This is a genomic window from Streptomyces sp. NPDC031554, from assembly GCF_055580685.1.
This window is the reverse complement of the sequence record NZ_JBVIKX010000001.1, coordinates 394,844-407,372: the sequence shown is the minus strand read 5'-3', so window position 1 is coordinate 407,372 and position 12,529 is coordinate 394,844. Positions and strand designations below refer to the sequence as shown.

Annotated in this window: 12 protein-coding genes; 5 read left to right on the top strand and 7 right to left on the bottom strand. The window is 74.1% G+C overall.

The features are described from left to right. Positions 1 to 105: 105 nt before the first annotated feature. Positions 106 to 747, bottom strand: coding sequence for a response regulator (locus tag ACZ5FU_RS01710; RefSeq protein ID WP_451775598.1), 642 nt, complete (start codon positions 745 to 747; stop codon positions 106 to 108). Positions 748 to 850: 103 nt separating this feature from the next. Next, entirely contained in the window at positions 851 to 2,026 is a 1,176-nt protein-coding gene (locus ACZ5FU_RS01705; protein ID WP_469044181.1) for a sensor histidine kinase, read from the bottom strand. Positions 2,027 to 2,178: 152 nt separating this feature from the next. Between ACZ5FU_RS01705 and ACZ5FU_RS01700 the strand changes: the two genes are divergently transcribed. Next, a complete protein-coding gene (locus ACZ5FU_RS01700; RefSeq protein ID WP_469044179.1) occupies positions 2,179 to 2,781 on the top strand; it encodes a hypothetical protein in 603 nt (200 codons plus the stop codon). A 121-nt stretch (positions 2,782 to 2,902) separates the two neighbouring features. Here ACZ5FU_RS01700 and ACZ5FU_RS01695 read toward each other — a convergent pair whose 3' ends face one another. Then, positions 2,903 to 3,475, bottom strand: a complete 573-nt coding sequence (locus tag ACZ5FU_RS01695) for a cob(I)yrinic acid a,c-diamide adenosyltransferase (protein ID WP_451525597.1) — start codon at positions 3,473 to 3,475, stop codon at positions 2,903 to 2,905. Between the two features lie 447 nt (positions 3,476 to 3,922). Here ACZ5FU_RS01695 and ACZ5FU_RS01690 point away from each other — a divergent pair, with 447 nt between their 5' ends. Together ACZ5FU_RS01690 and ACZ5FU_RS01685 are read left to right on the top strand one after the other, a co-directional pair. Continuing rightward, positions 3,923 to 4,246 carry an STAS domain-containing protein gene (locus tag ACZ5FU_RS01690; protein WP_086770578.1) on the top strand — a complete coding sequence of 108 codons (324 nt, stop codon included), beginning with the start codon at positions 3,923 to 3,925 and terminating at the stop codon, positions 4,244 to 4,246. 271 nt (positions 4,247 to 4,517) lie between these two features. Beyond that, positions 4,518 to 7,103, top strand: coding sequence for an ATP-binding protein (locus ACZ5FU_RS01685; RefSeq protein WP_469044177.1), 2,586 nt, complete (start codon positions 4,518 to 4,520; stop codon positions 7,101 to 7,103). 61 nt (positions 7,104 to 7,164) lie between these two features. Here the strand turns inward: ACZ5FU_RS01685 and nucS are convergent, their stop codons facing one another. After that, positions 7,165 to 7,836: an endonuclease NucS gene (gene nucS / locus ACZ5FU_RS01680; protein ID WP_363090937.1), complete on the bottom strand. Its 672-nt coding sequence runs from the start codon at positions 7,834 to 7,836 to the stop codon at positions 7,165 to 7,167. A gap of 319 nt (positions 7,837 to 8,155) precedes the next feature. On the opposite strand from nucS, the gene ACZ5FU_RS01675 reads away from it, so the two are divergent. Next, positions 8,156 to 8,548: an SCO5389 family protein gene (locus ACZ5FU_RS01675; protein ID WP_366057073.1), complete on the top strand. Its 393-nt coding sequence runs from the start codon at positions 8,156 to 8,158 to the stop codon at positions 8,546 to 8,548. Positions 8,549 to 8,619: 71 nt separating this feature from the next. On the opposite strand, the gene ACZ5FU_RS01670 is transcribed toward ACZ5FU_RS01675, so the two are convergent. Next, a complete protein-coding gene (locus ACZ5FU_RS01670; protein ID WP_468837845.1) occupies positions 8,620 to 9,648 on the bottom strand; it encodes an LLM class flavin-dependent oxidoreductase in 1,029 nt (342 codons plus the stop codon). A gap of 219 nt (positions 9,649 to 9,867) precedes the next feature. Between ACZ5FU_RS01670 and ACZ5FU_RS01665 the strand changes: the two genes are divergently transcribed. After that, positions 9,868 to 10,200 (top strand): ATP/GTP-binding protein, encoded by a 333-nt coding sequence (locus tag ACZ5FU_RS01665; RefSeq protein WP_451525600.1) that lies wholly within the window; start codon positions 9,868 to 9,870, stop codon positions 10,198 to 10,200. Between the two features lie 115 nt (positions 10,201 to 10,315). Here ACZ5FU_RS01665 and ACZ5FU_RS01660 read toward each other — a convergent pair whose 3' ends face one another. Next, the gene (locus tag ACZ5FU_RS01660; protein ID WP_469044175.1) at positions 10,316 to 11,185 is read right to left on the bottom strand and encodes an ABC transporter permease; all 870 of its coding nucleotides are present in this window, start codon (positions 11,183 to 11,185) and stop codon (positions 10,316 to 10,318) included. Next, positions 11,182 to 12,465: an ABC transporter ATP-binding protein gene (locus tag ACZ5FU_RS01655; protein ID WP_469044173.1), complete on the bottom strand. Its 1,284-nt coding sequence runs from the start codon at positions 12,463 to 12,465 to the stop codon at positions 11,182 to 11,184. Before ACZ5FU_RS01655 ends, ACZ5FU_RS01660 begins: the two co-directional genes overlap by 4 nt. Between the last annotated feature and the right edge of the window lie 64 nt (positions 12,466 to 12,529).

Genomic DNA, 12,529 nt, shown 5'->3' with positions numbered 1-12,529 from the left:
GGGTGTGACTGAGCCTTCACACCCACGGTGCCGCGAGAATAGAAAGGTCTGGACCACGGGTCAATAGGTCTGGACCACTTTGCGGTGCCCGTTTCCCGCCCGGTTCTAGATCCCCAACTCCTGCGCCAGTACGGCCGCTTGCACCCGGCTGCGCAGTTCCAGCTTGCCCAGCAGGCGGCTGACGTGCGTCTTCACCGTCGCCTCGGCCATGTCCAGGCGCTCCGCGATGCCCGCGTTGGACAGCCCCTCGCCGAGGCAGACCAGTACCTCCCGCTCGCGCCGGGTCAGCGCGTCCAGCACCGCCGGATCGGCCTTCGGCCCCGGCGCCGGGCTCGCGGCGAACTCCGCGATGAGGCGCCGCGTCACGGCGGGCGCCACCACGCCCTCGCCGCGCGCGACGGTGCGGACCGCCTCGATCAGGTCCCTCGCCTCGGTGTCCTTCAGCAGGAACCCGGCCGCACCCGCCCGCAACGCCCCGAACACGTACGCGTCGAGGTCGAAGGTGGTCAGCACCAGCACGTCCGCGAGCCCCTCCTCGACCACCTTCCGGGTCGCCGACACCCCGTCCAGCCGCGGCATCTGCACGTCCATCAGCACCACGTCCGGCCGCAGCTCCCGGGCCAGTGCCACCGCCTGCTCCCCGTCGGCCGCCTCGCCGACCACCTCCAGGCCGGGGGCGCTGCGCAGGATGAGGACCAGACCGGCGCGGACGGCGGACTGGTCCTCGGCGACGAGGACGCGGATCATGCGGTGACTCCTTCGGTGGCGGTGGAGGTGGAGGTGGAGGTGACGGCAGTGGCAGTGACAGCGGCGGTGGCCGTGGTGGCGGTGGTGGGTCCGGGGGCGCGGGTCACTCGGGAGGCTCCCCCTCGGCGATCGGCAGCGAGGCGCGGACGGTCCAGGACGTGTCCTCGGGACCGGCCGTGAAGGTGCCGCCCAACAGCGTGGCCCGCTCCCGCATCCCGACCAGCCCGGCCCCGGAGCCGGGGGCACGAGGACCGTCCCGCCGGCCGCGGGGGCTGGTCACCCGCACGTCGAGCGCCCCGTCCCGCCGGGCGAGCGTGACGGAGACCGGGCCCGCCGAGGCGTGCTTGAGGGCGTTGGTCAGGGACTCCTGGACGATGCGGTAGGCGGCCAGTTCGACCGGCGTGGGCACCGTGCCGTGGTCGGCGCGCAGGGTGACGTCCAGCCCGTTGGCGCGCGCGCCCTCCACCAGGTCGCCGAGTCCGTCGAGGGTGGGGGCGACGGCCGGTCCGTGGTCCCCGCTGCCGTCCCGCAGGATCCCGATCAGCCGCCGCATCTCGGCCAGTCCGTCCACGCTGTTCTCCCGGATCACCGACAGCGCCTGCCGGGAGGTGCCCGGGTCGTCCAGGGAGAGCGCGGCCGTGGAGTGGATGGCGATCGCGGAGAGGTGGTTGGCGACCATGTCGTGCAGTTCGCGGGCCATCCGGGCGCGTTCCGCGGTCACCGCCTGGGCGCGGTCCATCTCCGCGAGCAGCGCGGTCTGTTCGGCCCGCAACCGGGCGGCCAGGGCGGCGTCGCGGTGGTTGCGCACGATCAGACCGGTGGAGGCGGGCGCGAAGGACACCACCCCGACGGCCAGCCCGATCAGCAGTGCCTCGGGCACCCGCCAGACGGCGAACGGCACCACCGTCGCCGCCACCGTCAGCAGCCCGGTCACCCACGGGACGCGCCGGGCCGAGGCGGGCGTGCCGTACAGCACGGCCGCGTACACGAGGTCGGTGAACATGATCAGCGTGGCGACGCTGCCCTGGGTGACCGTGTCCAGGGCCAGGGCGGCCGTACCGGTCAGCAGCGCGGTGCGCGGGGCGGCCCGGCGCAGCAGCTCGCAGCCGGCCGTCACCAGCAGCGGCAGCAGGACCGGCCAGGGGCCGGCGAACAGCACGACCGGCTCTCCGGCCGGGCGGACGCCCAGGCCGATGGCCAGCAGCAGCACTCCGCCGAGCAGCCCGCCGGCGGCGGCGACCACGTCGAACCGGTGCGGGCGGGGGAGTCGGACGGCCATGTCCCCATCCAACACGGCCCGCCCCCGCGCCGCCTTGTGCCGGGGAACGGTTCCGCACTGCATCTTTCGATGTACCGCGGGTTCGTCACCGGCGACGACGCACCGGGCCGCTCCGCGCGGGAGCCTGAGGAGGTGAGCGAGAGGAGCGAACCGTGGTCGTCTGGTTGATCGCCGCCTGTGAGATCGGCTTCTGGGTGCTGCTGGCCCTGGGGCTGGCCGTCCGCTACCTGCTCGGGTGGCGGCGCACCGGGGTGGCGCTGCTGCTGTGCGAGCCGGTGCTGGAACTGGTCCTGTTCGCCGTCACGGCGATCGACCTGCGCGACGGCGCCGAACCGGGCTGGGAACACGGCCTGGCGGCGCTCTACATCGGCTACACCGTCGCCTTCGGCCACTACACGATCCGCTGGCTCGACGGCCATGCCGCCCACCGCCTCGGGGGCGGCCCGCCGCCGCCCCGGCCGCCCCGCCACGGCCGCGCCCGTGCCCGCCACGAGGCCGGGCTGTGGCTGCGGACCGTGTTCGGCGGAGCCGTCGCCCTGGCCCTGCTCGAGGGCGCCGTCCGCTACGTCGGCGACTCCGGCGACGTCAGCTCGCTGCGCGGGTTCCAGTGGACGACCATGCGCGTGGTCGGCATCCACGGTCTGATCGCCCTGTCGTACACGGTCTGGCCCCGCAGGGCCCCGGCGGACGACCGGGCGGAGGGGGACGGGCCCGGGAAGGACCGGCCGGCCCGCGCCTCCGCCGGCGACCGCTAGCGGTCCCCCGGCGCTCCCCGCCGGGAACCCACGGGACGTCGCCCGCCGCCCTGTTCGCGGTCCGCGCCGGAATGCCGCCCGTTCCGGGGGCCCCGGAACGGGCGGCCGGGGGCGGGTCCCGTCAGCGCTCCCCGCCGGGGACCCACAGGACGTCGCCCGCCGCCCTGTTCGCGGTCCGCGCCAGGATGAACAGCAGGTCCGACAGCCGGTTGAGGTAGGTCGCCGTCAGGGGGTTCATCACCTCGCCGTGCACCTCCAGCGCCGCCCAGGTCGAGCGCTCGGCGCGGCGGACCACCGTGCACGCCTGGTGCAGCAGGGCCGCGCCGGGCGTGCCGCCGGGGAGGATGAAGGACCGCAGCTTCTCCAACTCCTCGTTGAAGCGGTCGCAGTCGGCCTCCAGCCTGTCGACGTAGAACTGCTCGACCCGCAGCGGCGGGAACTCCGGGTTCTCCGCCACCGGCGTCGACAGGTCCGCGCCCACGTCGAACAGGTCGTTCTGCACGCGGGTGAGGACCGCGACGACCGCCTCGTCGAGCCCGCCCAGCGCGATCGCCGTGCCGATGACCGCGTTCGCCTCGTTCGCGTCCGCGTACGCCGCGATGCGCAGGTCGGTCTTGGCGACCCGGCTCATGTCGCCGAGGGCGGTGGTGCCCTGGTCGCCGGTCCTGGTGTAGATGCGCGTGAGATTGACCATGCCGCCAATCTAGACCGTCCCCGACGCTGTACGGAGTGCCGTCCGTCACGGCGGCCGGAGGGCCTCCGGCGGGGGGTCAATCGGTGCGAATCCGGCAGGAATTGAGGACGTGACCGGCGTCTCACGCCCTGAGACGTGAAACGCGTTACTAACCGGTCACACAGCGCCTCACGCCCGCTAGTGTCCGGCCGAGAGCCATACGGAGGGCAGTTCGCTCCGCCGGTGCGGAATGCGCCGGATGGTTGACGCCGGTGACATCGGGTGCCGGAGCGGGCAGGGCTTCTGAAAGCACCGAAACCGCACAGGCCCCATGGGCCTCACCCCTGCGGGTGAATTCGGTATCGGTTCGCTCACAGACGGCAACCTCTGACCGCTCGACGAAGTCAGAAGAGGCAACACCGGACATTCACCACCGCGGAGCACGAGACGCACGCTTAGGGGAGCGCTATGCACATCAGGGGCGACCACGTCGAGCTGGCCGTCGGGGGCCGCCTCGACGTCCGCAGCGCGGCGGACGCCCGTACGGTCCTGCACACGGCGGTCGACGACGGCGTCGGCGACCTGGTGCTCGACCTGTCCGAACTCGACTCCTGGGACGCCACCGGACTCGGCGTCATCATGGGCGCCCACCGCCGGGCGGGCCGCTGCGGCCGGCGCCTGGTGCTGCGGGACGTGCCGCCCCAGATGCAGCGCCTCCTGGTGGCCACCCGGCTGCACCGGATCCTCGCCATCGAGGGCGGCATCGGCGTGGAGTCCCTCCCGCGCGTGTGAGACCGCCGACGGCGGGCACCCGGGGCGCGTGAACCCCGGCGGTCGCCCGAGGCGCGCAAACCTCACATGTGCGGCGCGCGCAATCCTCACCGGACCGTGACGTCTCGGACGGTGCGGCCCCCCGGGCTGTCGTGGACACTGTGCGAAGGTTTACGGTTCGTCTGCCCGCGCCCGCAGCCCTCGAGCGGGCACCGGACCACAAGCGACAGCGCAGCGTGCAGCGAGGCCGGGAGGGGCTGTCTCCACACCACGCTCTTGGGGGGCTTGACCTATGGACCCGACGCACCGCGGACCCGAGGAGTACGACCGCGAGGACGGGGGCCGCTCCCCGTCGAGCGCGTTCGAGACCGGGGGAGGCCACGCGCCGCGCCCGCGCTCCTCCAGGGACCACCTCACGCCCGATCTCGGACAGCACGCGCCGACTCTCGCCCGCACCGTGCGACTCGTCGCCGGCGAACACCTCCTCACCGTCAATCCGGTCGACGGCAGCGAGATCGAACTCTCCCCGCCCACCGAGCGGCCCGGGCGCCCCGCCAGGCGCACCCCCGAGGAGCGCGCCGAGGTCGACGAGGCGGCCCGGCCGCCCGCCCCCGCCGGACCCGCCCGGTCCGAACAACCCCTCCTCGGCCGCCAGGAGGAGCGCGAACAGCTCGTCCGGCTGCTGGCCCGCGGCCGTTCCGTCCGCCTCACGGGCCCCGCCGGCTCCGGCCGCACCAGCCTGCTCGACCTCGTCGCCGAGGACTGCGAGGACCTCGCGCCCGACGGCGTGGTCCGTCTCACCGGCCACCGCCGCACCACCGCCGACCTCCTCCACGACCTCTTCCACACCGTCTACGACGCCCCGCTGCGCCGCCTCGACGACGAGGAACTCCGCGCCCTCGTGGGCGAGATCGGCGCGGTCGTCGTGGTCGACGACCTGGAGTTCGGCGGCGCCGACCTCGACGGGCTGCTGGAGGCCACCCCCGAGTGCGCCTTCCTGTTCGGCGCCACCCCCGACGTGCCGTCGCCCACCGCCGACTCGGCCGTCGCGGAGGTCGCCCTGAGCGGCCTCGACCGCGCGGGCGGCGTCGAGGTGATCGAACGGGCCGTCGGCCGCGTCCTCACCGAGGAGGAGGCCAACTGGGCCGGCGACCTCTGGTTCGAGTCCGAGGGCCTGCCGCTGCGGTTCGTCCAGGCCGGCGCCCTGCTGCGGCAGCGCGACCGGCTGCGGGCCGAGACCGCCGCGGTCGACGAGTTCGGCGTCTTCGAGGACGCCCGGCCGTTCACCGCCGCGGCCCCCGCCGACACCCCGCCCGGCGAGGCCGAGGAGATACCCCTGCCCTCGCTGGGCGAGGCCGCCGCGCCCGCCCCGCTGCTCGCCGCCCGGCTCAGCGCCTCCGCCCGCGCCGCCCTGCGCTTCGCCGTCGCCCTCGGCGGCGAGGTCCCGCACCAGGCCCACCTGCCCGCCCTGGTCGGCGACACCCACGCCGACGCCGCCCTTGGCGAACTGGTCGCCTGCGGCCTCGTCACCCCGGTCGGCGCCCGCTACCGTCTCGCCGCCGGCGTGCGGACCCAGCTGGAGGCCGCCGGATACGCCGATGACGTCACCGCCCGCGCCCGCACCGCCGCCCGGCACTACGCCTGGTGGGCCGGACACCCCTCGGTCGGCCCGGCGCGGGTGTGCGCGGAGGCCGACGCCGTCCTCGCCGCCCTGGCCGTCACCGTCCCGGAGACCGAGCGGCCCGCCGAGGGCGAGCAGGCCACCGCGGTCGAGCTGGCCCGCACCGCGGCGCCCGCCTTCGCCGCCGGACTCCACTGGGGCGCCTGGGAACAGACCCTGCACGAGGGGGCCGAAGCGGCCCGCCTCGCGGGGGAGCCCGCCGAGCGGGCCTACTTCCACCACGAACTGGGCGTCCTCGCCCTGTGCACCGGACAGCTCGACCGGGCCCGCTCCGAGCTGGAGGCCTCCGTCGGACTGCGCGGCTCCCTCGCCGACAAGCGGGGCACCACGGCCGGCCGGCGTGCCCTCGCCCTGGTCGCCGACCGCTCGGGCGACGTACCCGGCCTGATGGCGTTCGCGCCGGACGAGGAGACGCCCGACGCCCGCCGCGAGGAGCCGGTGCCCCCGCCCTTCGGCATCGTCACGGCCCCGCCTCCGGCTCCGTCCACCGGACTCACCGGACTCACCGGACTCACCGGACCCACCGGACTCACGGGCCCCACCGTCGTCGCCGGCCGGCCGGCCGTCGCGCCCCCGGCCCACCGGGGCCGGGGCGGCCTGCGGGGCCTGGCCAGGCGCAACCTCGTCGCGGCCGGAGCGGGCGCCCTGCTCGTCGCCGTCCTCGGCACGGTGGTGACCCTCGGCGCCACCTCGGACAACGACCCGAACGTCCCCTCCGACACCGGGCGCGTCAACCCCACCGCCGCCACGGATCCCGGCGACGACGACCTCGGCGGCGACACCCCGGGCGCCGACACGGGCGCCGGTGACCCCGGGGAGGCCGCCGCCGCGCCCACGGACCCGGGGCCGGACGGGACGATGGGGACGTCGGACGACCCGACGCCCACGGGCACGGCGGAGCCCTCGCCCTCGGGGAGCGACGCGCAAGGTGGCGGCGAGCCCTCCGGGTCGCCGAAGCCGTCCTCGTCGAGTTCGAGCTCCAGGCCCTCGTCCAGCCCGCCGGCCTCCCCCTCGACGCCCCCCTCCACCCCCGCGACGACTCCGCCCTCGACGACGCCGACCGAGACCGCCGACCCGTCCCCCTCGGCCAGCACCGACCCGTCGACGTCGACCTCGGCCAGTGGTTCCGCCTCCGGCACCCCCGCCGACCCGGCCGGCACCCTCGTCGGACCGAGCACCGCGGACCCGCTGATCTGACCGCACGGCACGACGAAGGGGCGGGTCCTCGCGGGACCCGCCCCTTCGTCGTGCGCCCGCCTCAGAACAGCCGGAGCTTGTCGTCCTCGATGCCGCGCATGGCGTCGTAGTCGAGGACCTGGCAGCCGATGCCGCGGTCCGTGGCCAGCACCCGGGCCTGTGGCTTGATCTCCTGCGCGGCGAACACGCCCCGCACCGGCGCCAGATGGGGATCGCGGTTCAACAGCTCCAGGTAGCGCGTGAGTTGCTCGACACCGTCGATCTCACCGCGCCGCTTGATCTCGACCGCGACGGTCCGGCCCTCGGCGTCACGGCAGAGGATGTCGACCGGGCCGATGGCCGTCATGTACTCGCGGCGGATCAGCGTGTAGCCCTCGCCGAGGATCTCGATGCGGTCGGCGAGGAGTTCCTGGAGGTGTGCCTCCACGCCGTCCTTGATCAGGCCGGGGTCGACGCCGAGTTCGTGCGAGGAGTCGTGCAGGACCTCCTCCATCGTGATGATGAGCTTCTCGCCCGCTTTGTTGACGACGGTCCAGACGCCGTCCTCCGCGTCCGTGCCCTCCTTCAGCGTGCAGGGCGGCGACATCCAGTTCAGGGGCTTGTAGGCCCGGTCGTCCGCGTGGATGGAGACGCTGCCGTCCGCCTTCACCAGGATCAGACGGGGGGCGGAGGGAAGGTGGGCGGTGAGCCGGCCCGCGTAGTCCACGGAGCACCGGGCGATGACGAGGCGCATGGTCGGCAACGCTACTCGACGCCCCGCGCGCCACGCGATTCGCCCACCCGTCTCCCCTCGCCACCGTGTCACCACCCTGCGCGACGGCCCCGCGAGCCGCACGATTTCACCTGGAAAACACGCGTTCGACAGTGGCCGATACTGCGCCCCACCGCGGCTCCCTATGTGCCCGTTCTCCTGGTGCGGTCACGGTCCGTTGCCTACCGTAGAGAACGGGAGGTCGCGGCGCGTGTACGCAGCGTGCCCGGTGTCTGTGCGCGGCGGACTCCCCCTATCTGTCCGGCAACCCCTGCGCCTCGGGGGTGCGAGAGGAGTATCCATGTCGCTCGACGTCTCACCGGCCCTACTCGAGCAGGCCGAGCGAGGCGAGGTCGACGAAGCAGAATTCGTCGACTGCGTCCGGACCTCCCTGCCCTACGCATGGGAGATGATCAGTTCCCTGGTGGCCCAGCTGAAGGTGGACGGCGGACAGTTCGCCGACAACCAGACGCCCCCGCCGGACGAGCAGGCACGCGGGCAGTTGCTGCGAGCGCTGGCGAGTGACGCGATACGCGGTGCCCTGCAGCGGCACTTCGGTGTCCGGCTGGCCTTCCAGAACTGCCACCGGGTGGCGGTGTTCCCGTTGGACACGTCGGTCGACGAGTCGCTGTCCCGCTTCACGTCGGTCCGCAGCCAGGTGCTCAACCAGTCCCCGGAGTTCCGGGACTGCTGAAGCTCTCGCTTGCCGCTCCCGACCGGGGAGGACTCGGCACGGAGCGGCAAGCTTCCCGGCGGCGGGGCCGCTCACCGGAGGTGGGGGAGGACCTCCGAGCCCAGCCGTCGTACGTTCTCCTCCGTGGCCGCGAGGTCGCCGGAGCCCTCGACGAGCAGGGCGAAGCGCGAGATGCCGGTTCGCTCGCCGGTCGCCGCGAGGCGGTCCGCGCACAGCCGGGGGGTGCCCACCGGGTGCAGTCCGCAGAGGAGTTCGGTGTACGCCACCGGGTCCCGCATGCCGCGGGCCCGGCCGTCCACCGTCACATGGGCGTCGAGGCCCTGCTTCAGCCAGCCCGGCATCGCCTTCACCAGCGTCTCCACGGCGTCGGTGCGGCGGTCCGCGATCTGGCACACGCCCGCCGAGACGTGGCCGGCGTCCCGGATCTCCGCGGACGGGCGGCCGGCCGCCCGCGCGTGCCGCCGCCACAGGGCGACCATCTCGGCCTTCTCCTCGTCCCCGACGTGCATGCCGAGCAGCATCGGCAGACCCCGCTCGGCGGCCAGCCGCACACTCGCCGGGGAGGTGCAGGCGACGACCACCTCCGGGCCCGGCACGTCCGTCAGGGCCTCCGAGGGCCGCGGCACGACGGGCACCTCGCGGAAGCGGAAACGCTCGCCGGCCGCCCCCACCGACGGTTCGCGCAGCCAGCGCACCAGCAGATCGAGTGATTCGGGGAACCCCGACTCGTACGCCTGCAGGCCCGAGCCGAAGACCTCCAGGTCGACCCAGGGGCCGCCGCGCCCCACGCCCAGCGAGAAGCGGCCGCCGCTCGTCAGATGGAGCAGCGCGGCCTGCTCGCCCAGGGCCACGGGGTGCACGGTGGGCAGCACGCTCACGGCCGTGCCCACCCGCAGGCGCCGGGTGCGGCCGAGCAGCAGGGCCGCCAGGGTGACCGCGGACGGGCAGGTGCCGTACGGCACGAAGTGGTGCTCGGCCAGCCAGACCGAGTCGAGCCCGGCCTCCTCGGCGACCTCCGCGGAGCGGACGGCGCGGTGCAGCGCCTCCCCCTGGCCCTGCCCCGGGAACTGGGCCGCCACAACGAAACTTCCAACACGCATGGGACTTTCCTGCTTCCTCGGCTCCGACACGGAGCTCCCCCACCCGGCATAACCGCCCGACACGTGCCGAGGTCACGGTCCGATGGGGAGATTTGCGGATTGTCTGCAGAATGCGCCGTCGGGTGGGGCCCCGTGAGGCCGGATCGCCCGGGTGCCCGGGCCGGCTCCGCGTAGGCTGGTCGGCAACCCTGCACCCTGTACAGCCCCGTGAGGTGTCCCTTGTCCCCGCGTCGCAACCGCCCCAAGGGTGACGAATCGTCCGGCCGGAGCGCCGAGGACGATCGCGCGAGCCGGTACGGCGGCTGGCAGTCCAGCACCAGCTGGGCCGGCGAGGAGTGGAGCGTACGCCATGTGGCGGGGGCGAGCGCGCAGGGCAAGACGTACCGCTGTCCCGGCTGCGACCAGATGATCCCCGGCGGCATGCCGCACGTCGTCGCGTGGCCCGAGCACGCGGGCGTCGACGACCGCCGACACTGGCACAAGGCGTGCTGGAACGCACGGGACCGCCGCACCCCGGGGGTGCGGCGGTCCCGTAACGCGCCGAGGTTCTGAGGCCTCCCGCCCGGATCGGACCTGATCCGACCGGACCGGACCGGAACCGATCGGACCTGATCCGGCAGGCCGGGCCCGGCCCGGACCCGACCGGACCGGACCGGCCCGTGCCGGATCAGACGTCGCGCTTGTTCAGCAGGGCGAAGGCGCCGCCGAGGGCCGCGGCCGTCACGCCGAGCGCGATCCACAGCGGGTCCCAGTCGGACGGTCCGGTCTCGGTCAGCGAGGCGGAGTAGAACACGCTGAGCTGGTTCGGGATCGAGTACTCGAACAGGGCCTGACGCAGGTCCTCCAGGGACGACGAGAACATGAACAGCGCGATCACCAGCGGCGCGAGAACGAGGCCGATCATGATGGTGATGGCACCCGCCGAGTGGCGGATGACCGAGCCCACCGCCAGCGAGAGCAGGCCGAGCAGCGCGATGTAGAGGGAGACGCCGACGGTGCCCTTCAGCCATTCGCCGGTGGAGGGGTCCCCGGCGTCCGGCAGCAACGCCACGTCCACCAGTGCGACCAGGAGGGACGAGAGCAGCGTCACCGTGAAGGCGACCAGGAAGAACACGACGGCCTTGGCGCCGAGCACGCGGCCGCGGGACGGGCAGGCCACCATCGTGGTGCGGATCATGCCGGTGCCGTACTCCGAGGCGGTGGTCAGCACGCCGAGCGTGATGATGCACATGCTGCCCAGGAGCAGCCCGAAGAAGCCGAACGACAGCGGGTTCTCGCCGGCGATGTCACCCTCGGACGCGCTCGCGGAGACGACCGCCGCGGTCAGCACTCCGATGCCGACGACCAGCAGGAAGAACACGCCCAGCGTCCACATCGTGGAGCGCACCGACCGGATCTTCGTCCACTCCGAGGCGATGGCGTGCCCCAGATGCGTGCGCACCACGGGGATCGGCGAGGTGTAGCCGGGGTACGAGGGGCCGGGCGCCGCCTGCCAGGCGGGTGCGGCCTGCGGGGCCGGGGTCTGGGGCGTGCTCATCGGGCGTCCTCGGTCGTGGTCGGGGCGGATGCCTGCGGCGCGACGGCGGGCCGCTCCGGCGCCTGCGGAGCGGCGGCCGGGGCCGCGGCGGGCGGCTGCGTTGCGGACGGCTGCGCGGCGGGCGGCTGCGCGGCGGGCGGCTGCGCGGGGGCCGCCGGCGGGACCGGCTGGGCGTACGGATTGGGCGTGCCGGGCGCCCCGGCGCCGTACGGACCCGGAGCGGCTCCCGGCGCCGGCTGCGGGGGCGCGTAGCCCTGCTGCGGGGGCGCCGGGGCGTACCAGCCGGGCTGGCCCTGGCCGGGCACCGGCATCGGAGGCTGGGCCCCCGGCGGCAGCGGCTGCTGGAGCCCGGCCTTCTGGTCGGTGGTCGACCGGTAGTCGACGGCCCCCTGCGTCATCCGCATGTAGGCCTCCTCCAGCGAGGCCTGGTGCGGCGAAAGCTCCCACAGGCGTACGTCCGCGTCGTGGGCGATGTCGCTGATGCGGGGGAGCGGCAGACCGGTCACGCGCAGCGCGCCGTCCTGCTCGGGCAGGACGTGGCCGCCCGCCTCGGTGAGCGCCCCGGCGAGCTTCTCGCGCTGCTGCGGCTCGGTGTGCGGGGTGCGCACCCGCGCGAAGTCCGCGGAGTTGGCCGAGATGAAGTCGGTCACGCTCATGTCGGCGAGGAGCTGTCCGCGCCCGATGACGATCAGGTGGTCCGCGGTCAGCGCCATCTCGCTCATGAGGTGGGAGGAGACGAACACGGTCCGCCCCTCCGCCGCGAGGGACTTCATCAGGTTGCGCACCCAGAGGATGCCCTCGGGGTCGAGGCCGTTGACCGGCTCGTCGAACAGCAGGACCTGGGGGTCGCCGAGGAGGGCGGCGGCGATGCCGAGCCGCTGGCCCATGCCGAGGGAGAAGCCCTTGGACCGCCTGGTCGCCACGCCCTGGAGGCCGACCACGCCGAGCACCTCGTCGACCCGCCGGGCCGGGATGCCCGAGAGCTGCGCCAGGCTCAGCAGGTGGTTGCGGGCGTGCCGGCCGCCGTGCACGGCCTTGGCGTCCAGCAGGGCGCCGACCTGGCGGGGGGCGTTCGGCAGCTTGCGGTAGGGGTAGCCGCCGATCGTCACCGAGCCCGCGGTCGGATTGTCCAGGCCGAGGATCATGCGCATCGTCGTCGACTTGCCCGAGCCGTTGGGCCCGAGGAAGCCGGTGACGGCGCCGGGCCGTACCTGGAAGGAAAGGTTGTACACAGCGGTCTTGTCGCCGTAGCGCTTGGTCAGGCCGACTGCCTCGATCATGCTCCGCACCCATCGACAGGTTCAGGACAGCGGGGCACACGCCCCCCGTAAGGCTTAGGAGGAT